General features: G+C 69.8%; 20 protein-coding genes. 8 read left to right on the top strand and 12 right to left on the bottom strand.

Annotated features, from left to right (window positions below; all coding sequences use genetic code 11):
- Window positions 1-496: 496 nt before the first annotated feature.
- Window positions 497-835 (bottom strand): STAS domain-containing protein, encoded by a 339-nt coding sequence (locus H4W81_RS00945; RefSeq protein ID WP_192773047.1) that lies wholly within the window; start codon window positions 833-835, stop codon window positions 497-499.
- A gap of 218 nt (window positions 836-1,053) precedes the next feature.
- On the opposite strand from H4W81_RS00945, the gene H4W81_RS00940 reads away from it, so the two are divergent.
- Complete coding sequence (locus H4W81_RS00940; protein WP_192773046.1) at window positions 1,054-1,449, top strand: STAS domain-containing protein; 396 nt, start codon at window positions 1,054-1,056, stop codon at window positions 1,447-1,449.
- 444 nt (window positions 1,450-1,893) lie between these two features.
- Here the strand turns inward: H4W81_RS00940 and H4W81_RS00935 are convergent, their stop codons facing one another.
- Complete coding sequence (locus tag H4W81_RS00935; RefSeq protein WP_192773045.1) at window positions 1,894-2,538, bottom strand: dihydrofolate reductase family protein; 645 nt, start codon at window positions 2,536-2,538, stop codon at window positions 1,894-1,896.
- 183 nt (window positions 2,539-2,721) lie between these two features.
- Here H4W81_RS00935 and H4W81_RS00930 point away from each other — a divergent pair, with 183 nt between their 5' ends.
- From H4W81_RS00930 to H4W81_RS00915, 4 genes are all read left to right on the top strand, one after another.
- Window positions 2,722-3,090 carry a YciI family protein gene (locus tag H4W81_RS00930; protein ID WP_192773044.1) on the top strand — a complete coding sequence of 123 codons (369 nt, stop codon included), beginning with the start codon at window positions 2,722-2,724 and terminating at the stop codon, window positions 3,088-3,090.
- A 6-nt stretch (window positions 3,091-3,096) separates the two neighbouring features.
- Window positions 3,097-3,435 carry a YciI family protein gene (locus tag H4W81_RS00925; protein WP_192773043.1) on the top strand — a complete coding sequence of 113 codons (339 nt, stop codon included), beginning with the start codon at window positions 3,097-3,099 and terminating at the stop codon, window positions 3,433-3,435.
- Window positions 3,432-4,676 (top strand): RNA polymerase sigma factor, encoded by a 1,245-nt coding sequence (locus H4W81_RS00920; protein WP_192773042.1) that lies wholly within the window; start codon window positions 3,432-3,434, stop codon window positions 4,674-4,676. Before H4W81_RS00925 ends, H4W81_RS00920 begins: the two co-directional genes overlap by 4 nt.
- A 73-nt stretch (window positions 4,677-4,749) precedes the next feature.
- Entirely contained in the window at window positions 4,750-4,893 is a 144-nt protein-coding gene (locus H4W81_RS00915; protein WP_225958378.1) for a hypothetical protein, read from the top strand.
- Window positions 4,894-5,091: 198 nt separating this feature from the next.
- Here the strand turns inward: H4W81_RS00915 and H4W81_RS00910 are convergent, their stop codons facing one another.
- Window positions 5,092-7,167 (bottom strand): ATP-binding protein, encoded by a 2,076-nt coding sequence (locus tag H4W81_RS00910; protein ID WP_192773041.1) that lies wholly within the window; start codon window positions 7,165-7,167, stop codon window positions 5,092-5,094.
- On the bottom strand, window positions 7,164-9,509 hold the full coding sequence (locus H4W81_RS00905) for an ATP-binding protein (RefSeq protein ID WP_192773040.1): 2,346 nt from the start codon (window positions 9,507-9,509) through the stop codon (window positions 7,164-7,166). Before H4W81_RS00905 ends, H4W81_RS00910 begins: the two co-directional genes overlap by 4 nt.
- Window positions 9,510-9,723: 214 nt before the next feature.
- On the opposite strand from H4W81_RS00905, the gene H4W81_RS00900 reads away from it, so the two are divergent.
- On the top strand, window positions 9,724-12,081 hold the full coding sequence (locus H4W81_RS00900) for an ATP-binding protein (protein WP_192773039.1): 2,358 nt from the start codon (window positions 9,724-9,726) through the stop codon (window positions 12,079-12,081).
- A 115-nt stretch (window positions 12,082-12,196) separates the two neighbouring features.
- Here H4W81_RS00900 and H4W81_RS00895 read toward each other — a convergent pair whose 3' ends face one another.
- The 6 genes from H4W81_RS00895 to H4W81_RS00875 form a co-directional block, all read right to left on the bottom strand.
- Window positions 12,197-12,631: an ATP-binding protein gene (locus tag H4W81_RS00895; RefSeq protein WP_192773038.1), complete on the bottom strand. Its 435-nt coding sequence runs from the start codon at window positions 12,629-12,631 to the stop codon at window positions 12,197-12,199.
- The gene (locus tag H4W81_RS46520; protein WP_225958377.1) at window positions 12,628-12,822 is read right to left on the bottom strand and encodes a DUF5999 family protein; all 195 of its coding nucleotides are present in this window, start codon (window positions 12,820-12,822) and stop codon (window positions 12,628-12,630) included. The genes H4W81_RS00895 and H4W81_RS46520 overlap by 4 nt, the downstream gene beginning before the upstream one ends.
- Window positions 12,823-13,084: 262 nt before the next feature.
- A complete protein-coding gene (locus tag H4W81_RS00890) occupies window positions 13,085-13,240 on the bottom strand; it encodes a hypothetical protein (RefSeq protein ID WP_192773037.1) in 156 nt (51 codons plus the stop codon).
- A gap of 220 nt (window positions 13,241-13,460) precedes the next feature.
- On the bottom strand, window positions 13,461-14,378 hold the full coding sequence (locus tag H4W81_RS00885; RefSeq protein WP_192773036.1) for an alpha/beta fold hydrolase: 918 nt from the start codon (window positions 14,376-14,378) through the stop codon (window positions 13,461-13,463).
- 317 nt (window positions 14,379-14,695) lie between these two features.
- Window positions 14,696-15,685, bottom strand: a complete 990-nt coding sequence (locus H4W81_RS49105; protein WP_318781443.1) for a helix-turn-helix domain-containing protein — start codon at window positions 15,683-15,685, stop codon at window positions 14,696-14,698.
- Between the two features lie 36 nt (window positions 15,686-15,721).
- Window positions 15,722-18,997, bottom strand: coding sequence for a S8 family serine peptidase (locus H4W81_RS00875; protein WP_192773035.1), 3,276 nt, complete (start codon window positions 18,995-18,997; stop codon window positions 15,722-15,724).
- 552 nt (window positions 18,998-19,549) lie between these two features.
- Between H4W81_RS00875 and H4W81_RS00870 the strand changes: the two genes are divergently transcribed.
- Window positions 19,550-19,957 carry a hypothetical protein gene (locus H4W81_RS00870; RefSeq protein ID WP_192773034.1) on the top strand — a complete coding sequence of 136 codons (408 nt, stop codon included), beginning with the start codon at window positions 19,550-19,552 and terminating at the stop codon, window positions 19,955-19,957.
- Between the two features lie 100 nt (window positions 19,958-20,057).
- Here H4W81_RS00870 and H4W81_RS00865 read toward each other — a convergent pair whose 3' ends face one another.
- A complete protein-coding gene (locus H4W81_RS00865; protein WP_192773033.1) occupies window positions 20,058-20,375 on the bottom strand; it encodes a hypothetical protein in 318 nt (105 codons plus the stop codon).
- 311 nt (window positions 20,376-20,686) lie between these two features.
- Window positions 20,687-21,385 (bottom strand): DUF4386 domain-containing protein, encoded by a 699-nt coding sequence (locus H4W81_RS00860; RefSeq protein ID WP_225958376.1) that lies wholly within the window; start codon window positions 21,383-21,385, stop codon window positions 20,687-20,689.
- Between the two features lie 232 nt (window positions 21,386-21,617).
- Here H4W81_RS00860 and H4W81_RS00855 point away from each other — a divergent pair, with 232 nt between their 5' ends.
- A complete protein-coding gene (locus tag H4W81_RS00855; protein WP_318781442.1) occupies window positions 21,618-25,079 on the top strand; it encodes an AfsR/SARP family transcriptional regulator in 3,462 nt (1,153 codons plus the stop codon).
- Window positions 25,080-25,119 lie beyond the last annotated feature (40 nt).

Here is a 25,119-nt window from a genome sequence, read left to right as displayed (position 1 = left end):
GAAGGACCGTCGCGCTGGGGGGTGCGGCACTGCTGTCTCGTCGGAGATGCGGTAGCTCCATCACGGTGCGGCGTGAGGCGGGTCGTCGGAGTCGGCGAGGCGGGCAGGTCCTGGCGGGGGCGTGGTTGTCGAAGCTCTGGCCCCGGCCAGCCGCAGACCCGCTGAATCCATACCTCCAGGCTCGTGGAGGTTGGAGGCGGGGACGCCTGGTCCGTCTCGGTTGACTCCCTTACGATCGGGCCGGCGGCGCCCAGGCGGCTATGTTTGCCTGGGCGAGACCGGCCTGGGGCGGGTTTTCGCCGCGAGAGCGCCGGAGACAATGCCCGCCATAACTCTTAGTCACTGAAAGGCACAGATTGCGAGCAGCGCCGTGATCAAAGCTAGTCGTCCTGGCAGTCGCCGTCGCGGCGCTGATCACGCTGGTGGTGCTGTCTCGCCCGCGCACACCGAGCTGATCCGCTCCCACTGATCGGCTCCCACCAGGCCGCCCCGGGCCTCAGGCATCCGCGCTGCGTCTCGGCGTCACCGGCCCACGCGCCGGCCGCCATGACTCATCCAGCCGATGATCGAGACCGGCGGCGCACAGCAGCCGCTCGACCTGGGGGCGAAGGCCGAACACGGTGAGCGTGCCGCCCCGCTCCTGGAGGCGCTGCTTGGCTCGAAAGAGCACGCGCAGCCCGGAGCAGTCCATGAACGGCACCTGCCCCATATTCACCTCGACCCAGGGACCGCCCACCGCGGCGATCTCGTCGAGCACGGCTCCCAGCAGCTCGGCGCTGGCCACGTCGACCTCACCGCGCACGCGCACCACGGTGCGCCGGGTCTCGATCTCCACGCTGACGTCCAGCCGCTGCAACGCATCTCCGGATGGATCCACGGCCTCACCAGGGCTACTCGGGAATGTGTCTTTCTGGCAGGCCAGCACAGCCGCGGCTCGCCGTCACCCCCAGCGGGATAAACCCGCGCCCATTTTCGCTCTACCCAAGGGCGCACGCGCGCGCAGAGGAGTTCTTCCTGGTTGTGGGGGAAGTGCCCTGATGGGGGTGGGCCGTGATGAGCTTGCTGGACATGCCGGGGACACTGAAGCAGCCGCTGCGCGTCGGGGTGCGCCGCGGTTGTGCGGCTGTGGTGCTCTCCCTGCACGGGGAGCTGGACCTGTACACCAAGGCGCTGCTGTTCGGCGAGCTGGATGAGGTGCTGTCCCCCTCGCAGGCGTACCCGCCGGGCGTCGTCGTGGATCTGTCGGAGCTGAGCTTCTGCGACTCTTCCGGGCTGGGCGCGTTGATCGGCATCCGCAAGCGGATGATGGCGGCCGGTCGGCCGCTGGCGCTGGTCGGAGTGCAGGGCATGGTCGCGCGGATCCTGCACCGGACCGGCCTGGACCGGGTCTTTCGTTGCTATTTGACGGTGGCTGACGCCGAGCACGCGCTGGCCGATGTACACGCGTGATCCAGGGCGCTGGTCGAACAGCGTCCCCCGCCGGTGAGCAAACCTGACCCGAGCGGCCCCCGAAGCTCTCTCCTCGGGGCAGGCCCCACGCTCCGTCCGAGGACCGCGCTCGCCGCACCACGGAAGCATAAAGTGACGATATAGTTACGTGAAGTAATTTCACGTTGGTTTCACGCCTGCGAGCGGCATCGCGGACTTCCCAGAACGCCGGGAGGCGCGAGTCGGCAGGCCAGCAGTCGGGCAGGCGAAGATGATGACCTGCCCCGGGGATCGCCCCCTCCTTGGGGCAGGCCAGGCCGCTCCGGTGTTCACGGACGCGTACCTGCCCGTCGACCCCAGCGCCGCCTGATCCCCGGGGCTCGCCCTGCACGGGCAGGATGGCCCAGCGGGACTGATGACCTGCCCTCATCGCGGCATGTGCGTGCGATCGTGCGGGGTCAGTGGTCATCGTCTCCAGAACAGGAGGTGAGTGACTCCGCTGGGGCTCGGTACTGTCTCAAGGTGGAAGCGGTCGAGCAGGTCGGTGTGGCTCCCCCACAGTCGTTCGCCTCGACCGAGGTCGACGGGCGCGACGGCGATGTGCATGGTGTCGACCAGGTCGGCCTCGATGAACTCGCGGACGGTGGCGACTCCGCCGCCGAGGCGCACGTCCCGCCCGTCGGCGGCCTGCTTCGCGCGTGCCAGCGCCTCGGCTGGCGTCGCGTTGAGGAAATGGAAGGTGGTGTCGGACAGGGTGAAGGATGGGCGTTCGTGGTGGGTGAGCACGAAGACCGGTGTGTGGAACGGTGGGGTGTCTCCCCACCATCCCTGCCACTCGTGGTTCTCCCAGGGGCCACGCTGGGGGCCGAACTTGTTACGCCCCATGATCTCCGCTCCTATGTTGCGGGTGTGGTCGCGGGTCAGGTAGTCGTCCAGGCCGCGAGTGCCGCCGGGGTCGGTGCGGTTCACCCAGCTGGCGGTGGCGCCCGCCCAGGACCAAAGGGGCGTGGGGTCTGCGTGGCCGAAGGGCCGGTCCAAGCTCTGCCCCTCACCGGCACCGAACCCGTCCCGCGACACGTTGAAGCACTGCACCCTCAACAGCTGCGACATGCATCCTCCTTGGGGAGCTGACAAGCAACTTCTGACGGAACGCCCAGGCCAGGCGCCCCTTCGGGGAGGTAGTCGGAACAGTGGGGAGATTCTTGCGGTCCGACCCGCAAGAATGCGGCACCGGTTCCGACTCCATGGTGAACGGCGCCTCAGGGGTGCCGCCTGACCATCGAAGGAGACGACATGAAATTCTTGTTGATCATGCACAGCAACCCGCAGATCTGGGATGCGCTGACCGAGGAGGAGCGCACCGAGGTGATGAGCGGCCACGGCGTGTTCATGGAAACCGTCAAGAAGTCCGGGGAGATGATCAGCACCGCTGCGCTGGCCGACCCCTCGCAGAGCGCTGTGGTCCGCGTCCGGGGCGGCGTCCCGGCGGTGACGGACGGGCCCTACCTTGAGGCCAAGGAGTATCTCGGCGGCTACTACCTGGTGGAGTGCGACAGCAGGGAACGTGCCCTGGAGTTGGCCGCGCTCATTCCGGACGCCGGTGTCGAGGGCCTCGGCATCGAGGTGCGGCCGGTCGTCTTCGCGGGCACGGCCGACGGCTGATGACCCGTGAAGTTCCTGCTGAATGTCTACCTGAGCGCCGCGGCCCTGCCGGGGGAAGGGTTCGCCCATGAGGAGTTCCTGGCCGCGGCCGGGCAAGCAGGGGAACTGGTCAGCGGTCACGTTTTCGCCGATCCTTCCATTAGCGCCGCCATAAGGGTCAGGGGCGGCGTGGTGACGGTGGCCGAGGGCCCCTACCTGCCGGCCTCGGATCACGTCGCCGGCCAGTACGTGGTCGACTGCGAGAGCCGGGAGCGCGCCGTGGAACTGGCCGCCCTGATATCGAGTGGTCAGGTCGGCGGCGTGGAGGTGCGGCCTGTGATGGACTCGGCCGGGATGGAGATGTGAGCGCGTCCGAACGCCTCGGGGACCTGCTGCGTGAACTGGCGCCGCAGGTCCTCGGCGTGCTCCTGCACCGGTACGGCGGGTTCGAGGAGTGCGAGGACGCGGTGCAGGAGGCGTTGCTTGCGGCGGCGATGCAGTGGCCTGCCCAGGGCGTCCCGGAAAGCCCGCGGTCCTGGCTGGTGACCGTCGCATCCCGCCGCCTGGTCGACCAGGTGCGTAGCGAGCAGGCACGCCGCCGCCGGGAGGCCACCGCGGCGGTACGGGAGGCGCCGGACGCCGGCCTCGCGCCGGCGCCCGGCGACGAAAGCTCTGGCGACCACGACGACACCCTCGCGCTGCTGTTCCTGTGCTGCCATCCGGCGCTGACGCCCGCCTCTCAGGTGGCGCTCACGCTGCGTGCCGTCGGCGGGCTCACCACCGCCGAGGTGGCGCGCGCGTTCCTCGTGCCGGAGGCCACCATGGCGCCGCGGATCAGCCGTGCCAAGCAGCGGATCAAGGCCGTCGGCGCGTCGTTCGCGATGCCGACCGCCCAGGAGTGGGCCGAGCGGCTGGACGTCGTCCTGCACGTGCTCTACCTGATCTTCAACGAGGGCTACACCGCCAGCTCCGGACCCGACCTGCACCGCGGCGATCTGACCGCAGAGGCGATCCGGCTCACCCGTATGGTGCACCGGTCCTTGCCGGATGACGGTGAAGTCGCCGCGCTTCTGGCGCTGATGCTGCTGACCGAGGCCCGCCGCGCGGCCCGCACCGGCCCGGACGGCGCCCTCGTGCCACTGGCCGAGCAGGACCGTAACCGGTGGGACACCGCTCTGATCGAAGAGGGCAGCGCGCTGGTCACCGACGCCATGTCCGCCTCACCCCTCGGTCCTTACCAGCTCCAGGCGGCGATCGCTGCGCTGCACGTCCAGGCGCCGCGGGCCGGGGACACCGACTGGGAACAGATCCGCATTCTGTACGGAATCCTCACTCGGATCGCGCCGAACCCGATGGTCACGCTCAATCACGCCGTCGCGGTCGCGATGACCCGCGGGCCCCAGGCCGGACTCAAACTGCTGGAGAGCCTGGACGGCGACCCCCGGATCGCCCGTCACCACCGCCTGTACGCCGTGCGCGCCCACCTGCAGGAGCTGGCCGGCGAGTACGCTGCCGCGCGAGAGAACTACCGGCTGGCGGCCCGGCGTACCACGAGCCTTCCCGAACAGCGCTACCTGCGGGACAGGGCAGGCAAGCTAGACCGATAACAGCCGGCGGGGGCGCATGCGGTGGACTGCCAGCAGCACCATCTCTGCCACACACACACCGCGATCGCCGTCGGTGTCGGCTGAGGCCGAACGCCGCAAAGAGGTCCCCGACGAGACCCGCGCCGTCGCCAAGACCACGCTGCACCGGCTGCTGTCGCGCCGGGACATCCCACTACGGGCCCGTGGGGCTTGCGGTGACGCCGAGCAGATGGGGTAATCGGGAAGATCTTCTCCCATTGGCGGCGGGGTATCAGGTGCAAGAGTGCCGCGATGGATCCCAGGCGACCCAGACCAGCCGCTCGGTACCCCTCAGCCTTTCCGCCCATGGGACGAAGGGCTCTGCGCTGGAAGTGAATCGAGTTCTTGAGCCCGACAGGGACAACGTTTCCTGATCACCGGGTCTTCACCCGGTCGTCTACCTGCCGCGGCCGTTCGCCGGCTCCAGGCCGTGCCTCGCCCCGTCACGGAAGGCCGCCGTGAACGCCCGCTCTCCCAACTTCTGGCGGGACTGCTCCGCGCAGCGCTCGTGCCACCTCGCGTGGTACCCCAGCCGGGCCGGCGAGGTGCCCACCGCCTGCCACAACGCGTGAGCGGCGCCCAGCATCCGGGCGGCCCGTTCGTGGTCCCCCCTGGCGCCGGCCGTCCACGCCAGCACCTCCAGGCACTGCGTGAGGGTCCACCGATCGTTGATCTCTTGGGCGAACTCGGCCACCTCGCTCACCAGCGCCTCGGCACGGCGGCAATCACCCAGGTTCCACACGGCGATGCCGAGCGACAGCTGGGCGTGGCTGCGTGACATCGAAGCGTGATGAGTCTCGCACAGCGCCAGCAATTCCTCACCGAACCTGGCGGCTCGCGCGGGGTCCTCCATCGAGCCGTAGGCGGCCGCGTAGTAGAGGTTGAAGGCGACGCTGTCGATGTCTCCGGTGGCGCGGTGGAGGGCGAGTGACTCCTCCAGGAGCGCGAGGCCGCGTGGCGCGTCCCCGGTGGAGAACGCGGCGAGACCGGAGGTCCGGATGGCGAACGGCAGGACACCCTCGTTGCCTGCCTGCCGTGCCATGGTGTGACATTCCTCCAGTCTCGGCATCGCCACGGCGAGGTCGCCCTGGCGGAGGGCGAGCGTGCTGTCCACCCAGAGCGCCATCGCCCGGGCGCCAACCGCGCCGGGCACCAGGTCCAGACCGCGCTCCAGCCAGTACCGGCCCTCTGTGAGGGAACCGGCGAGGAGCCAGTAGAGCCACATCGCCGTCGCGATCTCCAGCCCTTCGACAACGGTGCTCGGCTCGCTCAGGCACATCGCCAGCGCCGCGCGCACGTTGGGCAGCTCCCGTCGCAGGAGCCGGTAGCGCTCGAGCTGGTCCGGAACGATCCGGTCGATCCGGTGTCTCTCCACCACATCCCGGTAGTGGTCGATGTACCGCCCGCGCAGTGCCCGCGCTTCCGAAGACTCCAGCCGCTCGCATCCGTACGCGCGGACGCTCTCCAGCATGCGGTACCTGACTCCGGACTCCCCGTGCTCACCCACCAGGACCGACTTGTCCACCAGCCCGGTCAGCAGGTCGATGACATCGGCGCGGTCGATCCCGTCACCGGCGCACACCGCCTCGGCGGTGTCGAGGTCGGCCCCGCCGGGGAACATCGACAGACGGGCCCACAGCCGCTGTTCCGCCGGCGAGCAGAGATCGAAACTCCAGTCCATGGTCGCGCGCAGCGTCCGATGGCGGGGCAGCCCGGTCGGGCTCTCGCGCGCCAGCACGTCGAAGCGCTCCTCCACCTCCTGGGTGAGCTGCTCCAACGGCACCGTGCGCAGCCGCACCGCGGCCAGCTCGATCGCCAGCGGGATCCCCTCCAGGCGCTGGGCCAGCCTCGCCAGACACGCCGCGTTCTTCGCGTGAAGGGAGAAGCCCGGCCACACGCTCGCCGCGCGGTCCACGAACAGCCGTATCGAATCGTGCCGGGCGATGTCGCGTGGCCGGTGGCCGTCATCTGGGACGGGCAGTGACGGGACCGCCAGCACCTGCTCTCCGCTCACCCCCAGGGTCTGCCGGCTGGTCGCCAGGATCCGCAGCCTGGGCGCGCGCCGCAGCAGCTGGTCCACGAGGCGGGCGCAGTCCTCGAGCAGGTGCTCGCAGTTGTCCAGCACGAGCAGCATCCGCTTGTCCGCCAGGTAGTCCGCCAGCATGGTCAGGGGGTCGGGTCCCGCGTCCCGCAGGCCCAGCGCCGCGGCGACGGTCGGCGCCAGCAGGTCACCGGCTTCCAGGGTGGCCAGCTCGACCGTCTCCACGCCGTCCTTGTAGGTGCGCCCGAGCGTCTCGGCGACCCTGACCGCCAGCCGTGTCTTGCCGACACCCCCCACTCCGGTCAAGGTCAGCAGCCGCGTGCGGGACAGCATCCGCCTGGCCTCCGACACCTCGCGGCGGCGCCCGACGAACGTGGACACCTCCATCGGCGGCTCGGTCCTGGCCACAGGACCGCGCTCGGTCCGGCTCACGGCGCACCTCCGGAAGTGCTCTGGTCATCCCCCGGCTGCTCCTGCCGGCTGACCCAGGCGGCGATCTGGACGCGCGAGCTGAACCCGAGCTTGCCGAGGATGTGCTCGACGTGCCCCTCGGCGGTGCGCTGCGCGATCACCAGCGCGGCCGCGATCGCCTTGTTGCTCATGCCCTGCGCGACCAACCGGGCGATCTCCATCTCCCTGCGGGTCAGCGGTGAAGGCTTCTCCTGCGGCTCGGTCTCCGGCATGTCCTCCCGCATCGCGTACTCCAGCGCCTCGGCCAGGGTGAGACCCATGCCCTTGCGGAAGGCGGCCTCGAACCCCCTGGCGCCGAGCATTCTCCTGGCCGCCAGCTCGCACGCGTCATGATGTTCGGCCAGGTAGCCGAACAGGGGGCCGCCGAAGGACCGCCAGATCTCCTGCAGGGCGCCGAGGAGCAGGGCCGCGCGCTCGCCTTCGCCTTCCCCGCAGCTCATCCACGCCAGAGCCTCGATGCACAGGGCGATGCCCAGGTGGTCGTCGAAGGGCTCCTTCAGCCGTACGGCCTCGCGTTCCATCTCGACCGCCCGCTGCGTGTCCCCTCGCTTCCACACCTCGATCCCGTACGTCCACAGCGTGTATGACCGGAACCAGTTCTCGTGGCGCGGCTCGCAGATCGCCAGGCATTCCTCGAACTGCTCGACGGCCTGGTCGGACTGGCCGAGAAGCGACCGCGTGGTGGCGAGATAGATCAACGAGTTGACGACGCCGATCTGGTCGTCCGCCGTGCGGCTGTAGTCCAGCGCCTTGCTGAGGAGGGTCAGTGCCCTGGAGAGATCCTGCTGGAGCAGGGCCGCGAAGCCGGCGACGTACGTGGCGGTCCCTGTGATCGCCAGGTCGTCGAACCGGCGGGCCAGCTCTCTGCACTCGTCCAGCAAGGTCGCGGCCGCCGTGAAGTCGCTCTGCAGGACCGCGAGCCGCGCCTCGACGCAGAGAGCCCAGGCGCGGGCGGGAGTCGGCCGCCCATCGGCGGCGAGCAGGCGGTTGCACCAGCTCCTGCCCTCGTGCGGGGAGTCGGCCGCGATCCAGTAGAACCGGAGCGCCGAGGCGATGATCAGGCCGCACTCGGCCTCTCCCGGCACCACGACGCAGTAGTCGAGGGCGGTTCGGAGATTGCCGTGCTCGGTGCGCAGGCGCGCGTACCAGGTCACCTGATCCGGTCCGAACCAATCTTGCTGCGCGCGGAGCACCAGGTCCTGATACCAGTCGCGATGCCGACGCCGCAGCTTCTCTTCCTGGCCGGACTCGCGCAGCCGGTCTCGGCCGTACTGGCGGATGGTCTCCAGCAACCGGAATCGCACCTTCGACTGATGCTCCTCCCTGACGAGGATGGACTTGTCCACCAGGCCGATCACCAGGTCGAGGATCTCCTCGGTGTCGATGCCGTCGCCGGAGCACACATGCTCGGCCCCCTCGAGGTCGAGGCTGTCGGAGAACACCGACAGGCGCACCCAGAGCAGCTGCTCCTGCGGGGTGCACAGGATGTAGCTCCAGTCGATCAACGCCCGCAACGTCCGCTGGCGGGGCAGCACCACCTTTGATCCCATTGTGAGCAGCCGGAACCGATCCTCCAGCCGGGCCAGCAACTGTTCAACGGAGATTGCTCGCAGCCTGGCGGCCGCCAGCTCGATCGCCAGTGGAATGCCGTCCAGGCTCCGGCAGATCCGTACCACGGCTTCCCGGTTGTTGTCGGTGACCGCGAAACCGGGCAGCACGGCCCCGGCCCGCTCGGCGAACAACCGCACCGCGTCGGACTGCTCCAACGACTCCCTGGACAGCCGCGACATGTCGCCGTCCGGCAGCGGCAATGGCGGCACGACCATCGTCTGCTCGCCCGCGACGCCGAGCACCTGCCGGCTGGTCGCGAGAATCCGCAGGTCGGGCGCGGAGCGCACCAGCGTCTCGGCCACGACGGCGCAGTCATGCAGCAGGTGCTCGCAGTTGTCCAGGACCACCAGCGTCTGCCTGTCGCGCAGGTGGTCGGCAAGTACCTGGAGCAGGGGCCTCGTGGACAGGTCCGCGATCTCCAGGGCCTCGACCACCGCCTGGACGAGCAGGTTCGGGCGTTCGAGCCCCGCGAGCTCGACCAGGCACACGCCGTCACGGAACGCGCGCCGCACGTCGGCCGCGACCCGGAGGGCCAACCGGGTCTTGCCGACACCGCCCACGCCGACGAGGGTCACCAGCCTGGAGCCGGCCAACAGCCGCTTGACCTCGGCTATCTCACGCCGACGGCCCACGAAGCTGGTCAGCTCGGCCGGCAACCCACGGATCTCCGAACCCCTCGACGCCACCCCCATGAGCGCTCCACCCGCGCAGTCCCTCGTGACACCCTTGCCATCGGGACCGAGCCGATGAAATCCAGATTACGCCTGGACCGTGGCCGCCAGGTTTTACCGTTTTGTAAGGAATTGCCACAAGGATCCCGAGGTTGCAGACGTGTGGGGATCTGCGCATAACCTGAACAACGCGGCTTGGTTGTTCCGTCGGTGACCAAGCCTGGCGAGGTAATCGATGACAGCGCTGAGGACCAGCGCCTCCAAGCGGCAGCAGAAGGCGCGACTGCCGGCCGAGGTGACCAGCTTCGTAGGCCGCAGGCACGAAGTGGCCGAGGTCAAACGACGCCTGCCCATCTCACGTGCGGTGACCTTGACCGGCGTCGGCGGCGTCGGCAAGACACGGCTGGCCCTCCGGGTCGCGCTCGACGTCGCGCGAGACTTCCGCGGCGGGGTGTGGTTCGTGGAATTGGCCGCGGTGGAAAATCCGGACATGCTCGCCCAGACAGTTGTCGAGGCTTTGGAGATCCGTGACCACAGCCTCAGCTCGCCAGTGGAGGTGCTCACCGAGTATCTGCGGGACAAGCAGGCACTGATGATCCTCGACAACTGCGAGCATCTGGTGCACGAGTGCGCCGTCCTGGCCGAGGTGCTGCTGCGCTCCGCCCCCGAGCTGCGCATCCTCGCCACCAGCCGGGAGGCCCTCGGCTTCGCGGGTGAGCAGACGCTACCTGTGCCCACGCTTCCGTTGCCAGACGTCGACGGCGCGCGGGTGTCCACCGAGTCGCTCGCCAAGTGCGACGCCGTTTGCCTGTTCACCGAGCGGGCCAGGGCCGTCCTCCCGTCGTTCGCCGTCACTGAGGACAATCGGGACGTCGTCGTCCGGATCTGCCGGCAGCTGGACGGCCTGCCGCTCGGGATCGAGCTCGCCGCCGTCAGGTTGCGCGCGCTGTCCGTCCAGCAGCTGCACGAGCGCCTGGACGACCGGTTCCGGCTGCTGACCGCCGGCTCGCGGGCCGTACTACCGCGTCACCAGACGCTCCGCGCGCTGATCGACTGGAGCTATGCCCTCTGCTCCGAGAAGGAGCAGGTGCTGTGGGCACGCGTGTCGGTGTTCGCCGGCAGCCTGGATCTGGAAGCGGCCGAGGCTGTCTGCTCCGGCGACGGAATGGCCCGCGAGGAGATCCTCGACCTGGTGTGCGGCCTGGTGGACAAGTCCATCCTGATCCGGGAGGAGCACGGGTCACAGGCGCGCTACCGGTTGCTGGAGATCATCCGTCAGTACGGCATGGAGAAGCTCGTCGCCACGGGCGAGGCGGCCACGCTGCGACGGCGGCACCGCGACTACTACCGCGCGCTGTCGGCGCGGGCACGAGCAGAGCTGTTCGGGCCGTCGCAGATGGCGTGGTTCGCCAGGCTGCGGCTCGAGCACGCCAACCTGCACACCGCACTGGAGCACTGCTTCGACGATCCCTCGGAGGTCGCCGGCGACCTCGACATGGCCGCCGACCTGCTCTACCACTGGATCAGCGGCTACTACTTGGGAGAGGGCCGCCGCTGGCTGGACCGGGGACTCGCCGCTGACACCGAACCGAGCGAGGCACGTGCCCGGGCACTGTGGGCCAACAGCTGGCTGGCCATCATCCAGGCTGACCTCACCTCCGCCACGGCGATGCTGGAGGAGAGCCGGTCCATCGGGGAACGGCTGGAGCTGGACCCGGTCCTCGCCTACGTCGCGCTCTTCTCCGGGATGATCGCCATGTGCGAGGGCGATGCCGAGTCCGCCATCACGCTCTACCAGGAGGCGCTGGCCGGGCACCGGGCCACCGGTGACCCCGTGGGAACGGCTCTGGCCCTCATCCGGCTGTCCCTCGCGTACTCCTTCTGCGGCGACTCGGCGGCGGCCATCTCGCTGGGCGATGAATGCCTTGCCCTGGCCGACGCCCACGGGGAAGGCTGGCACAAGGCGTACATGATGATGGCGCTCGGTGTGGAGGTCTGGCGGCAGGGCGACGCCGGGCGCGCGACCGAGCTCGAGACGAAGAGCCTGACCTTCAACCGCGCGCTCGACGACCCGCTGGGGGTCGGGGTCAATCTGGAGGTGCTGGCCTGGATCGCCGCCACCGAGAAGCAGTACCAGCGAGCGGCCCGGCTGCTGGGCATCCTGGAAACGGTCTGGCAGGCGATCGGAGCGCCACTGTCGGGATTTGGCCATCTTTCCCACTATCACGACGAATGCATGCAACACACTCGCCAGGCGCTCGGCGATTCGGCCTTCGATACCGCGTACAAGCGGGGCGCCCGGCTCACCTACGACGAAGCGCTCGCCTACGCGCTCCGTGAGGACAAGCACGTCGACGAGCAGCCCGCCGAGAAGAAGGCGTCGCCGCTGACCCCGCGGGAGACGGAGATCGCCGATCTCGTCGCCCAGGGCCTGACCAACAGGGAGATCGCCGCCTCCCTGGTGATCTCTCAGCGGACCGCCGAGGGGCACATCGAACACATCTTGAGCAAGCTCGGCTACCACTCACGCGCCCAGATCGCCGTCTGGGTCGGCGAGCAGGCGCGCACAGCCGACGACGAGCCCCCCACCTGACATCGGCGTTCAATAGGGCAGCGGCCGCCCAGACGGCGTCCGCAGGTCCTGGGCGTGGGGGCCGGTCGGCCTCCCGCCCTTACGGATCCGGATCCTTCGCACGTGACACTTTCCTTCAGACGAGTCCGGGCGCGGGAAGCTCGAACCAGATGACCTTCCCCTCGCAGGTATGGGCGGTGCCCCAGCAGCAGGCCAAGTCGGCGAGCAGGAGGTGTTCGCGGCCCACGCGATGCCTGGCTCGCGAGGGATCTGCGTGCTCGACCTCGCAGCGCAGCAGTCCGTCCTCGGCGGTGAGCGTGAGCTGGATCCTGTCACAGCTGTGACGCAGGGCGTTGGTTACCAGCTCGCCGACAAGCAGGTCCGCGACCGGCGCCTGGTCCTGAAGTCCCCATTGCACCAGGCGGTTGCGGGCGATGCGCCGTGCGCTGGGCTCGGCGGAAGGCTCGGGCGAGAGCGCCCAGGAGACCGTCCGGTCGCCGCCGGCCGGCCGGACGCGAGCGAGCAGGCCGTCGGCGAAGGCCAAGAGCCGATTAGGGATCATGAGTTTCATGCCGCATTCCCGGTGCACACAGGTCCGGTGAAGATGCTCCGGCCGTCCGGCAGGAGTTCACCGGCGTCATCGAAGATGACGACACCGTTGCAGAGCAGTCCCCACCCCTGTTCCGGGTGAAAGGCAACCATCCGGGCCGAATCGTGATCCGAAGCGTCCGCCGACGGACACTGTGGTTGATGCTGGCACATGGCTCGTACCCTTCTCTTTATGACCGTGGCTCTGCTGAGCTCATGTCTAGACACTCAGCCTGCCCCGGTGGCGATACGAGCGAGACGGGATAAACCCCCGTATGAGTACCTATTAGCTACAGGTAGGTACCTACGTAGTGGGCGCGGGTGGCGGCACGTGACCCGCCGCGCTCCTCGGCGGGCTCACCGCGGGCTACTGCGCCCGTTAGGGCTTGCCTGGCCAGATCGGCCGCCATCCATGGTCTTTTCAACGGACGGTGGCCTATGGGAGCACCTCCCGCACCTGAGCGCCGGCGACCAGCGCGTATCGCATCCCGTGGAGGCCCTGGTCAGCCTCGGGGTTGGGGCATCGTGGCGCGCGGACCAGGCTGAGCCGGAGCGTCGTGGTGCCGCCCCCGTCGCGGGTGGTGCGCGACACAGCGTTAACGGTCATCCCCGGGGGGCTCGCGGCTTTGGCCTTGGTCTTCTTCGCCATCAGATCAGGTGGGTTTGCAGCTCTCATGGCCGACGATCCCTGGGCGTCTCGGCATCTAGCTTGCGTTCGCAGTCCGGATGCTGGTGGTGGCGGACACCGGAGCGGATGCACGCCGCGTGAATCAAGGCAATGCTGCACATGACCGTGTGGACGCGGCCGTACGTCAGCGCCGACGACTGGTGACATCGTCAGCCATGGCGCGCTCGGCGGTGACATCGGTGATGAAGGCCCTGATTGCCGCGGCGCACTCGGGCGCGTGGGTCTCGAGCAGGAGGTGGCCGCCGTCGTAGACATGCATCTCGAGCCGGTCGAGCGCTCGCGCGTAGCCCATGATCTCGGGCAGGTCGAAGTACACGTCGTGGCGGCCCCAGAGCAGCAGGCACGGCGGCTGGCGGGTCTGGTGGTAGTCGGCCAGCTCGCCGAAGCGGGCGACGTGGCTGGCGTAGTCGCAGAACAACTGGAACTGGGCTTCGATGTTGCCCGGCCGCGACATCCGCTCCCAGTCCAGGTGCCATGTCTCGGGCGGGGGGAGGAAGCGCACCCGCTCCGGCAGCCCGCTCAGGTACTGCTCGCGAGTGCCCTCGAAGTTCAGCCACTCGGGCAGCCGGGCACGGTTGGCCTCTGAAGGATCGGCCCAGAAGGCCCGTGCGCTGTCCCACTGGCTACCCAGGCCATCCTCGTGGGCGTTGCCGTTCTGCACGATGAGCCCGAGGATGCGCTCGGGACGCCGGGTGGCGAGGTGGTAGCCGACCGGGGCGCCGAAGTCGTGCAGGTAGACGAAGAACTCGTCGACGCCGATCTGCTCCAGGAACGCCTCGACGGTGTCGGCCAGGTTGGCGAACGTGTACTCGTACTCGTCGACCCGGGGCGCGGAGGAGAACCCGAAGCCCGGCAGGTCCGGGGCGATGACCCGGCTCACCTCGGCCAGCGGCGAGAGCACGTGCCGGAAGGTGTGCGAGGAGCTCGGGAAGCCGTGCAGCAGCAGTACGCAGGGCTTGTCCGCCGCGCCGGCCTCTCGGTAGAAGACCTCGAGTCCGTCCACGTCGAGGCTGTGGTGGCGTGGCTTGTGGGTCGCCTGCATCTTACGGTCTCCTTTTGGTTGGTCCATCCCGCCAATTCCCACGAGCCCAAGGGTCAGAACCACCCAATAGACCCTGAACATCCCTGGGTTCAGCCTGAAAGCCCCTCAGTTCGCATGAACTCTGGGAGATCAGCGGGTGCGGCCGGAACAGTGCAGAAAGACATCCCAGGGGTATTGGCGTCAAGCGGCGTGTGCCAGCGAGTGGGCCCAGGCGGTCGTCTCGCTGTAGCGAGTACCGGTCTTGAGGCCGCCGCGGAGCAGCACGTCGCTCATGGAGCAGGCCATAGACCCGGCCACCGACCACAAACCACCAGATCTCAGACCCAGCCGCGCTCGGTCGCGTGCCGTCCGAGCTGGAGGCGGGTGCCGGCGCCAGACAGATCCATGAGGTGGCGCACGCGGCGCTGCACGGTGCGCGGGGACAGGCCGAGCTGCTTGGCCACGGCCTCGTCGGTCAGCCCGGCGAACAGCAGGGCGAGGATCCTGGCGTCGGAGGCGGCGATCCCGCCCGGCTTCTCGCCGGGCGCGAGGTGGAGCGCCCCGGCCCGGTCCCACGCCCAGTTGAAGAGGCTGATGAGCGCGTCGAGCAGGCCGCTGGCGTGCACGACGACCGCGCCGGGCTCCTGCCCGGCGGAGGTGAGCGGCACCAGCGCCACCGACCGGTCGGCGATGACGAGCTTCATCGGCAGCGAGTCCACTACCGCGATCTCCTCGCCCTGGGCGGTGGCCAGTTCGGCGCGGCGCAGGCCCCCTGGCTGGTCGAGCACGGCGCGCTCGATGATCACGCGGTAGCGCACGCCCCGCCGTACTGCGGCGTCTTCGGCGAGGTTCTCCTCGGCCGACATCACCACGGGGCCCTGGGTGACGAAGGCCAGCACCTCGTGCTCCGCGCCGCGCTGGAGCTGCTCGAAACGCTGCCGGGTGGCCCCGGCTCCGGTGACCACCTCGACCAGGTCGCTGACCGTGCGCCCGCCGGCGGCGCGCCGATAGAGCTCGGTCAGCTCGGAGACCGCCAGTTCGGTACGGCGGAGCTCGTCGTGGCGCTGCACGAGCATCGCGCGCAGCGCCACGTCGGGAGCGGAGGCGACGTACCGGTCGAGATCGGCCCCGGACGGCGAGGCCAGCCCGAGTGCCTCCAGGCGGCGCAGCAGGCTGCGCGTCTCGCCCTCGGCCAGCCTCAGCCGGTCGGCGAGCACCTCAGGCGCGGCGGCGCCCAGATCGATCAGCGCCCGGTAGGCGCGTTCCTCGGCCCGGTCGAGGCCGAGCGCTCGGAGATCCACGTCGTCGCGAACTTCCTTCTGGGTCACGGGCGCCGAGTATGCCCGGCGCCCGTAACGAATCGGCTACCTGACCGCGTACAGCCGCGAGACGACCTGCGTCAGGCCGTTGCCGTGCGCGTCCACCGCGTCGACGCGGATGGAGACGTGCTTGCCGGTCGCCGCGGAGTTGTCCACCCGGGCGACCCACCTGCCGTTCTCCAGCGCGACCGGCACCTCGGTCCAGGCGGCCGGGTCGTCCTTCCAGACCGCCTGGTCGTCGGTGGCGGTCCAGGCCCGCACCTTGGCGATGCTGCCCGGGTCGTAGTCCACCTGCCCGCGCACGTCGAGCGTGACCGGGAAGCCGGTGACGGGTGCGGCGGAGTTGCGGGCGTCGACCTCGGCGTCGTAGCGGACGGTGAGGAACGGCAGGGCCGCGACCTCCTCGCCAGGCGGCCTGGTGGTGCTGAAGCGGTAGCACGTGCGGACCAGCGCGCCCTGCTCGCCGGTGGTCTCGGCGCGAAAGCGCATCATGGTGCTGCGCAGCTCGTAGGCGCCGTCCTCGACCAGGAACTGGCCGAAGGGCCACGCGCTGGACCCGACCTGCTGCCCGTCGCGCAGCAGCACGAGGTTGCCCACGTCGCCGAAGTAGGCGCCCGAGCCGAAGTGGCCTGGCTCGGCGTCCTTCCAGGTGGCCGCGGCGTACCCGATCAGGCCTGCCTGGCGTTCGGCGATGCGTGTCCCGGCCTGGTCGGTGGCGGGGAAGACGCCGTTCATCGAGACCATGCGGAACCAGGTGGTCTCGCGCCGCTGCCCACGGGTGTAGACGCGCGGCAGGTCGTACCAGGTCTCGCGGAACAACACGTGGGCTCCGCGGTAGGTGATCTGGCGGAAGGTCTGACCGGGAGAGTAGAGCGACAGACGCTCGCCGGGCACCTTCGCGTCCACGTCGTAGGTGCCGAAGGCGGCGTCCGACCAGGGGCGGTACAGGTGCAGGAGATCGCCGCCGGGCTCGTCGGCCGCCCTGCCGTACCAGGTCTCCTTGACCGCGGCGAGGTCGCGGTCGCGCACGACGCGGGCCTGCGAGCGGCCGACCCCACCCTCCTCGGTGAAGGCGAGGTTGTAGACGCCGCCGTCGAAGGTGGCGCGCAGGTGCTCGACCAGCTCGAAGCCGCCGGTGCGGGCCCTGCTGGTGGGCGCGGCGTAGTACTCGGCCTGGCCGGCGACCGCGCCGCCGCCGATCTGGTAGCGGTCCCACCAGCGGCCGTACTGCAGGGTTCCGGCCACCACGGTACTGGGCCGGTCGGTGGCCGCGGTGATGCGCTGGGCGGTGCGCGCGTCGAAGACGACGGTCGTGTCCTTCGACAGCTCCAGTTCAGGGTCGCCCAGGTAGCTCAGCGTGTCGCCGCCGTAGACGAAGGCGCTGAGCGCGTAGCGGCCGACCGGCAGGGTGTAGCTCTGCTCGCCGGTGCCGTCGAGGTAGGAACGGACGGCGGCGACCTCGTCGAGCGCGATGACGTCGAGGTAGCTCGGGGCCTCGGGGGCGCCGCCGTCCCGGCCGGTGGCCTTGACGGTCAGGGTGACCTGCTCGGGCTCGGCCCAGAAGCCGACCGCGGTGGTGACGGAGACGCCGCGGCCGGTGGCCAGCACGCGCGCGCCGATCTCCCCGTACGCCTTGTCCTGGACGGGGACCCCGGCGTCGCCGGTCACCTCGACGCTCGCGGTGCCGTGCGCGGGCACGACGACCTGGTGGGCGCCGAGCTTGAAGGCGCGGGACGGCACGCGGTGGCCGCCCTTGCCCGCGACGTCGTCGATGCGGAGCTGGAGGCGGACCGGGCGGTCGCCGAGATTGGTGTAGACGATCTCCTTGGACGCCCGCTGGCCCCGGGGGTGCGGCCAGGCCAGCGCGCCCAGGCTGACCGTGCCGGGGCCCTGGACGGTCGCGGCCAGCGCGCCGGGCACCGACAGCTCACCCGCGCCCTGGGCGTAGACGCCGTCCTTGGCACGCGACTTGACGCCGGAGATCAAGGCGGCCTTGAGCTGCTGGGCGCTCCAGTCGGGGTGTGCCTGGCGCAGCAGCGCGGCGGCTCCGGCGACGTGCGGGGCGGCCATCGACGTGCCGGACATCCGGGTGTAGTGCAGGCCGGCCACGCTGCCGAGCGCGGCGCCCACGATCTCCACGCCGGGTGCGGCGATCTCGGGCTTGATCAGGTGCGCGGCGTCGGAGGCCGGGCCGCGGCTGGAGAAGGCGGCGGTCTTGCCCTCGGCGTCCAGGGCGCCCACGGTCAGCACCCCCTCGGCGCAGCCGGGCGAGGAGACCGTCCGGCGCAGTCCCTGGTTGCCGGCGGCGACGACGAAGAGCGTCTTGGTCTGCCGGGACAGCCGCTGCGCGGTGGCGCCCAGCGGGTCGGTGCAGTCAGTGATCTCGCTGCTGCCCAGGCTCATGTTGACGACGTCGGCGCCCTGGGCGACCGCCCACTCCATGCCCGCGATGATCCACGACTCCTGGCCGTAGCCGCCACTGTTGAGCACGCGCCCGGCCAGCAGCTTCGCGCCGGGAGCCATGCCCTTGCGCGTGGCGTCGGCGGCGCCGGTGCCCAGGATGGTGGAGGCGACGTGGGTGCCGTGGCCGTTCTCGTCGGCGGCGCTGCCGAGGCCGGTGAAGTCCTGCTCCCCGGCCAGCCGCCCGCGCAGGTCGGGGTGCTCGGGGTCGTGGCCGGAGTCGAGCACGGCGACAGTCGTCCCGTTGCCGTCGAAGCCGGCGGCCCACGCCTGCTCGGCCCCGGTCTGACCGACGCCGGTGCCCGGGTCTAAGTCGAAGCCGGCGACCTTGCCGTCGAGCCAGATCTTGTACTGCGAGCGGGCGGCGGTCAGGGCGGCGAAGAACGCCCCTGTCTCCTTCTTTTCGACCTGTACGGCTGCCGCCCCCGAACCGAGGGGGGTCGCCACGGCCGAGCGGTGCAGTGCGGCGGCGCCCTGGATGATGAGCGGCACCTTGGTCGTACGGGCGTCGTCGTAGCCCTGCCGGACCAGGCCGCTGATGTTGAACAGGCGCTCGTCGAGCCGTCCGGCGGCGATCAGCCGGGCGGCGCTGCGCGGCACCACGTAGAGGTCGTCGCCGTCCTGGCGGGTGGCGTAGGGCTCGTCGGTGTACAGGTGCACGGCGGTCTTGCCGTCGGCTCCGGTGGTGAGCTCGGCACGGTCGCCGGTGATCAGGGTGACGCTGGCGGTGCTCGCGTCGTGGCCCTGGAGCCCGGGTACGGCGGCGGCGGGGGAGGCCGGGGCCGCGGCGGCGGGTCCGGCCATCGGGATGAGCGCGGCCATGGCCAGCGCCGACACGCCAAGGCGCGTCCGCAGTGACATGGGGGGCCTCCTGAGGGGGGAGTCGGGTGATCGCGGCAAAGATCTCAGAGAATCCACATGTCGCGAACCGTCAAGCACTGACGAGATCACGACTTGTCAGGTTCTCGTCAGGAGCGTGGTCAGGCGGTGGAGTTTGGTCTCTGGGGCGGTGATCAGCCCGATACGATCCCGACTTCGGGGCGCTCCTGCTCCATCAGCTCAGCCGAGGTCGGCAAGACCAAGCCGGACTCGATCGGGCTGGCGCCTGCTGCGCCCACGGCTCTTGACCGAACACGGACAGCTGGTCCTGCTGCTCGGTGCGCGGCGGCAATGGCTGCTGGAGCGGGCACAGCAGCATGCCGAGGAGGACGCGGCCTTCGCGATGGTCGCCAGTCGGCGGTAAGGCGTGACGGCCCCCTCAGGCGGACGCTGGAGGCCTGTTTCGAGGCACGGGTGGTCGGGGCCAGGACGTCGGTTGGGAGACCCCAGCCGGATGCAAGATCTCTCCAAGTCGCGTCCCCTACCGTCCTGGTCATGGGAAAAACACATGCCATCGGTGGGGTCCTCGCCTTCGTGATCGGCGTAGGCGTCCCGGCCTCGGCGCAGGCGACAACGGCCTCCCCCATCCATTGGGGCCCCGTCACGTCGTCAGCGGGACACTCCGGCCACGCCAAGGCCGACGTCTGGATCAGCGACTTCAGTGCCGAGACATTCACCGTGCACGGCAAGCTCTATGACCGCGACACGCATCGCGGTCACTGTGCCTCTATCCGTGCCCGCTTCCACTACGTGGGCGGTGGCACCGGATGGAGCCGGCCCCGCTCGACCTGCTCGGCCAGGAGTTCCTTCCGGCTCACCTCGGACGGAGAGATCAACCGGGTGGACGTCAAGGTCTGCCTCTACGACCTCGGTTTGCGCAAGACCTTCAACTGCCACGTCGACGCCATCACGCCCGAAATCATCGCGAACTGGCCCCAATGACGAGGCGGGCCATGGGGCGCCCGCGGTGATCAAGACTTCGGCGCGATCCCCGTGGGAAAGCCACCCTGCGGGCATGAGGTCGCCCTCAGGGTGCTGTCAGTCAGTACTTCTTGATTGTGTAGGCGTGGCCGATGGCCCTCTGGTGAGTGTCGGGGCAGTGAGCCGTCGAGTACGAGCCGACATACACCCAGGGGCCTCGAGCCTTTGTGGTGACCCGTCCGTTGGTGCATGTCGCGACAGCCTGGACGTATCCGCCCCCGACCGTGCACTTGGCCCAGGTGTAGTAGTACTTTCCGGCGGAGGGGTAGCCGTTCCCACTCGTGCATCCGGACGGGATAGGCTCGGCGTTCGCGACACCGGGAGTGAGGGAGACAACCGCAGCGGCAGCGACAATTGTTGCGAGGGTCATGATCTTCATGGGGCGACATCCTAGGCGCGATCATCGCGAAGGATGATGAAGTCCCCTGAAAACGTGATCAGGGCGGCGCCCGCCAGGCGCGACAACGGCCTCGGGGAACAACGGAACAGCCATTGGCGAAGCGTCCAGCATGGGACGTCGATCTCGTGGGCCTAGGACCTGCTGTACGAGACGTTCCATCAGCTCGGCGACTTCGCGGCCTTGAGGCCGGGGGCGGGTTGGACCGATGACCGCCCTGCCCGCCCGCTCAGCAACCGCTCCTGGTCTGAACCGCTCCACCGACAGGGGGCCGCGCGCCGAGGGATTCGCTGTCATGCGTGGTCGATCCCACCCCGCCTGGCCGCGACATGAGCCGTGAGCGCCGACTGCGGTGCCCTGAATCCTCTTACCAGCAGCCAAACCGCCAACACCATCTCGTTCAGCGCCAGCGGGAGGACAAGAACGGCATGGAGCGCCGAGGACGGGGCGAGCAGGCCGAACATGACGAGGAAGGCATCGGCCAGGTACGGCATCACCGCGACGAGCGCCCAGCCGGATATCCATCGGGGGACGAGTCTTGACCGGTACAGCAGATAATTGAGGAGCAGGGCGCTGAGGCAGAAGAAGACCAGGCTGCTGGGGTGGCCCCAGAGGTCGTATGTCTGTGTCAGTGTCCGGACGGTGTCCAGGTGCGCCGCTTGGGTGGTGCTTGTCGCCACCATCATGAGGGGACCGATGGCGGCGGGAAGCAGGAGGACGACCTCGATGATCCTGGCGGCGACGTAGCTGAGCGCGGGTGCCTCGCCGTGTTTCTTGAGAACCGGGAACAGCGTCGGTGGGATCATCGCGATCGCGACGGTCATGACCAGCACCATGAGGGCGCCCGCCGATATTCTCTGCGCCCTGTCGGCAATGGACTGGGGTGAGTGCAGGGTATCGAGCGGCCCGAGAAGGACCGCGCTGAGCACTCCCGCGGCCGTCGCGGTGAGGAAAAGAGAACCCGCCACCCGTGCCGTTGTCTGCCTGTGCATTCTCTCGCTCCGTCAGTTCGATGTTTCTTCCCGGCACGATCGGGCCGGTCCGCCGTCCGGGGACGCCGGCAAGCCGTGGAGCCGTTGGCCTGTCGTGGCCGCCGCTCCGATGGTCGCTGACACCGGTGTGCGGACGGTGGGTTCCCGGTGTGCGGCGGGTGGGGGCGGGCTTGCCCGGTCTTTGGGCCTGTGGCAGTCTCGGCGTAGGTCAACGTCCTGGAGCAGCCCTGTGGTGCGGATCGGTCTGCTCGGTGGTGTCCGCGCCGCGACCGAAGACGGCCGGCAGATCGACATCGGCCCGGCGAAGTCACAGACGGTGCTCGCGGCGCTGGCTTTGTCGCCCGGGACACCGCTGGCGGTGTCGCGCCTGGTGGAGCTCGTTTGGGGTGACGCGCCCCCGCGAACGGCGCACAAGACTCTGCAGTGGCACGTGGCGCGACTGCGCAAGGGCCTTGGTTCCGCGACGATCGTGCGGGTCGGTGCCGCGTACCGCCTCGACGTAGCGCCTGACGCGGTCGACGTGACGCGCTTTCAGCGGCACGTGCGCGAGGGTGATCTCGCTGCGGCGCTCGCGCAGTGGGGCGGAACTCCCCTGGCCGGTCTGGATGCGCCCGGCCTCGCGGCGGCGGTGGCCGGTCTGACCGAACAGTGGCTGAGCGCTGTCGAGGCCGACCTTGAACGCCGTGTCGAGTCCGACCCGCGGGAGGTCATCGGTTCATTGGCGGAGCTCGCGGAGCGTTATCCCCTCCGCGAAGGTTTCTGTGCCCTGCTGATGACGGCTCTGTACCAGGTGGGCCGCCAGGCCGACGCCCTCGCGGCCTTCCGGCGGGCCCGGCACCATCTCGTCACCGAGCTCGGTGTCGAACCTGGGCCGACGTTGCGCGAGCTGGAGTCGCGCATCCTCGGCCACGACGAGCGGCTGCGCGGGCGTGCCGTACCGGAGCACGCGCCGCCACGCCGTCCGAGCGGGACGGTGACCTTCGGCGTCGCGCAGATTGTCCACCCGGCGACCGGCTCGGCGATGGCCCACCTGGACCATCTCGTCCGGGCGGCGGCGGACCGGCACGGTGGCTACGTCTTCGCTGCCGGCGCCGAGTCCGTCGCGGTGGCCTTCCACCGAGCCGATGACGCCGCCGCGTGGGCGGTACGGCTGCAGCGGGCGGCTGCCGGCGAGCGCCGGCCGGACGGCGCCGAGCCAGGCGTGCGGATCGGCCTGCACACCGGCGAGTCCGCGGAGCTCGAGGAAGCGGCCACGGGGTACGTCGGCGCCACGGTGGATCTGGCCGCGCGGATCGCTGCCGCCGGCCATGGTGGACAGACCCTGGCGTCCGGGGCGACGGCCGGCCTGCTGGAACGAAGCGACCTGCACGATCTCGGATGCTTCCGCCTGGACGGCGTTCCGGGCGACCAGCGCATCGTCCAGATCGGCGAGGGCGAGTACGCACCGATACGGCTGACCGGGATCCGGCGGGGTTACCTTCCCCTTCGCGTCGGCCGCCTCATCGGCCGCGACGGGGACCTGCGGGCCGCCGCCGACGCGCTCGTGCGGTCCCCGGTCGTGACCTTGGTGGGACCGGGAGGGATCGGCAAGTCCCGGCTCGCGCTGGCGGCGGCCCGCACGGCGGCAGCCGGTCACGGGTGGGACGGGTGGCTGATCGAGCTGGCGGAGATCACATCGCCGGCCGACGTGCCCCGCGCGGTTGCCGACGTGCTGGGAGTCGCGCAGCGTCCGGGACACACGCTGACCCAATCGATCGTCGCGGTCCTGCGGTCACGCCGGGCATTGTTGATCATCGACAACTGCGAACACGTCCTTGACGGCGCGGCCGAGCTCGTACAGGCCATCGTGGCGGGCTGCCCGCAGGTGCGCGTGCTGGCCACCGCACGGGAACGTCTCGCCGTCGCAGGCGAACAGGTGCTGGTCGTGGAACCACTGGATCCGGCCGCCGGCGCCGAGCTGTTCCATGCCCGCGCGCTCGCCGCCGACCGGACCTACGATGCGCGTGCGCATCATCGCCACGTCGAGGAGATCTGCCGGCGGCTCGATGGCATACCGCTGGCCATCGAGTTGGCCGCCGCTCGGACGATCAGCCACCGGCCGGTCGACCTCGTCGCCCGGCTCGACGATCGTCTCCGGGTGACCGGTGGCCGCCGGACCGGCGCCGCACGGCACCGCACGCTGCGGGCCGCCATCCAATGGTCCTACGACCTGCTCACGCCCGCCGAGCAGACACTGTTCCAACGCCTGTCCGTCTTCACCGCACCGTTCGACCTCAGCGCGGCGGAGGCCGTCGCCGACGAGCAGGACGTCGACGACCTTCTGGGCGACCTGGTCGAGCGGTCGATGGTCACCGTCGCCTTCGGCCCGTCGGGCCGGCGTTTCCGGCTGCTGGAGACCATGCGCCAGTTCGCCGCCGAACACCTGCGTGAGCATGGGCACACCGACCTGGCCGCCGGACGCCACGCGCGTTGGTGTCTGCGCGAAGTCACCCACATCCACCGCCTGCTCACGGGTCCGGCCGAGATCGAGGGCGTCGCTCGCCTCGGTGACCTCTGGGCGAATCTGCGTGCGGCCGTCACGTGGGCGTGTGCGGCCGGAGACCCGCGGCTGGCCGACGCGCTGGTCCGGCCGGTCGTCACGGAACTCCCCCTGCGGGGGCGGCAGGAAATCGGCGGCTGGGCCGAGCACATCCTGGCCTCGACGTCGGCGGCGGATCAGGACCTGCGGGCCTTCTGGCTCGTCTGGGTCGCCGAGCGCTACACCCAGAACGCCAACCCCGCGGGCTACCGTGACGTGGCGGACCGGTGCGGCGAACCGGGCCGGCCGCTGAGCCGCTATGCGCACGCGTATGCAGCCGGCGACGGCGAGGCCCTGCGGCGGTACCTGCCGGAGGCCATGGCCGATCTACGCCGCCAGGATGAGCAGTATCTGGCGGCGTTCCTCGACATGACGTCGGCGGGGACGTTGCTGGGCATCGGGCGTTTCGAGCAGGTCGATACGTCGGTCTCGGCCCTGGCGGATCGGTATCGGCTCCACGGCCCGCCGACCCTCCTGCACTGGGCGCTGCAGACCCTCGGCTACTCCGCCTCGTTCCAGGGCCGGCACGACGAGGCCGATCGGTATTTCGACGAGGCGGCCCGCGTCGACGTCCCCGCGGGCGCACTGTCGGCCAACAAGACCACCGAAGCCCGGTCCGCGTTCCGGCGAGGCGACCGGCTGCGAGCCTTCCAACTCCTCCGGTCGCACATCGACGATCTGATCGAGACCGACAACGTGATCGCCGCCAGCGTCATCTGCATCGAATTCATCAACATGATGGCCGCGATCGACCGGATCGCCGAGGCGGCCCGCATGCTCGGATATCTTGAGGCGGCCAACGACTTCGGCGCCCTGGCCGCCCGGACTCTCGTCACCGAAGCCGCCGACAAGATCGCTGCCAGCGTCCGACACAGCTCAGATCCGGCACCGGCATCCGTGCGCCACATCGACGACCGCGCCGCCCTCATGTACATGCGTGACGTTCTCGTAGGACTCGCTCGGCCTGGCGCGCTGGCCGACAACGACACGGCGACGGCACCGGCCTTCAGCGCCAGGTGTCCACCGAAGTGCAGTGCGGTAGCGCCATCGCCGCCCTCTGGACCGGCGACGGCCTCCCTACAATGGCCAGGTGAATTACGCATTCCGGGTAAATGACCTCACAGCACCACGTGACGGTGTGACGTGGGCTGATGTA

The organism is Nonomuraea africana (assembly GCF_014873535.1).
Lineage (GTDB): Bacteria > Actinomycetota > Actinomycetes > Streptosporangiales > Streptosporangiaceae > Nonomuraea > Nonomuraea africana.
The sequence above is the reverse complement of the archived record's forward strand: the minus strand, read 5'-3'. Positions and strand labels throughout refer to the sequence as shown.

Coding starts and splice junctions, on each gene's coding strand:
- H4W81_RS00940 (WP_192773046.1), top strand. CDS start 1,054: ATGAGCTTGCTGGACATGCCGGGGACACTGAAGCAGCCGCTGCGCGTC.
- H4W81_RS00935 (WP_192773045.1), bottom strand. CDS start 2,538: ATGTCGCAGCTGTTGAGGGTGCAGTGCTTCAACGTGTCGCGGGACGGG.
- H4W81_RS00930 (WP_192773044.1), top strand. CDS start 2,722: ATGAAATTCTTGTTGATCATGCACAGCAACCCGCAGATCTGGGATGCG.
- H4W81_RS00905 (WP_192773040.1), bottom strand. CDS start 9,509: ATGGGGGTGGCGTCGAGGGGTTCGGAGATCCGTGGGTTGCCGGCCGAG.
- H4W81_RS00900 (WP_192773039.1), top strand. CDS start 9,724: ATGACAGCGCTGAGGACCAGCGCCTCCAAGCGGCAGCAGAAGGCGCGA.
- H4W81_RS00895 (WP_192773038.1), bottom strand. CDS start 12,631: ATGAAACTCATGATCCCTAATCGGCTCTTGGCCTTCGCCGACGGCCTG.
- H4W81_RS46520 (WP_225958377.1), bottom strand. CDS start 12,822: ATGTGCCAGCATCAACCACAGTGTCCGTCGGCGGACGCTTCGGATCAC.
- H4W81_RS00885 (WP_192773036.1), bottom strand. CDS start 14,378: ATGCAGGCGACCCACAAGCCACGCCACCACAGCCTCGACGTGGACGGA.
- H4W81_RS00875 (WP_192773035.1), bottom strand. CDS start 18,997: ATGTCACTGCGGACGCGCCTTGGCGTGTCGGCGCTGGCCATGGCCGCG.
- H4W81_RS00865 (WP_192773033.1), bottom strand. CDS start 20,375: ATGAAGATCATGACCCTCGCAACAATTGTCGCTGCCGCTGCGGTTGTC.
- H4W81_RS00860 (WP_225958376.1), bottom strand. CDS start 21,385: ATGCACAGGCAGACAACGGCACGGGTGGCGGGTTCTCTTTTCCTCACC.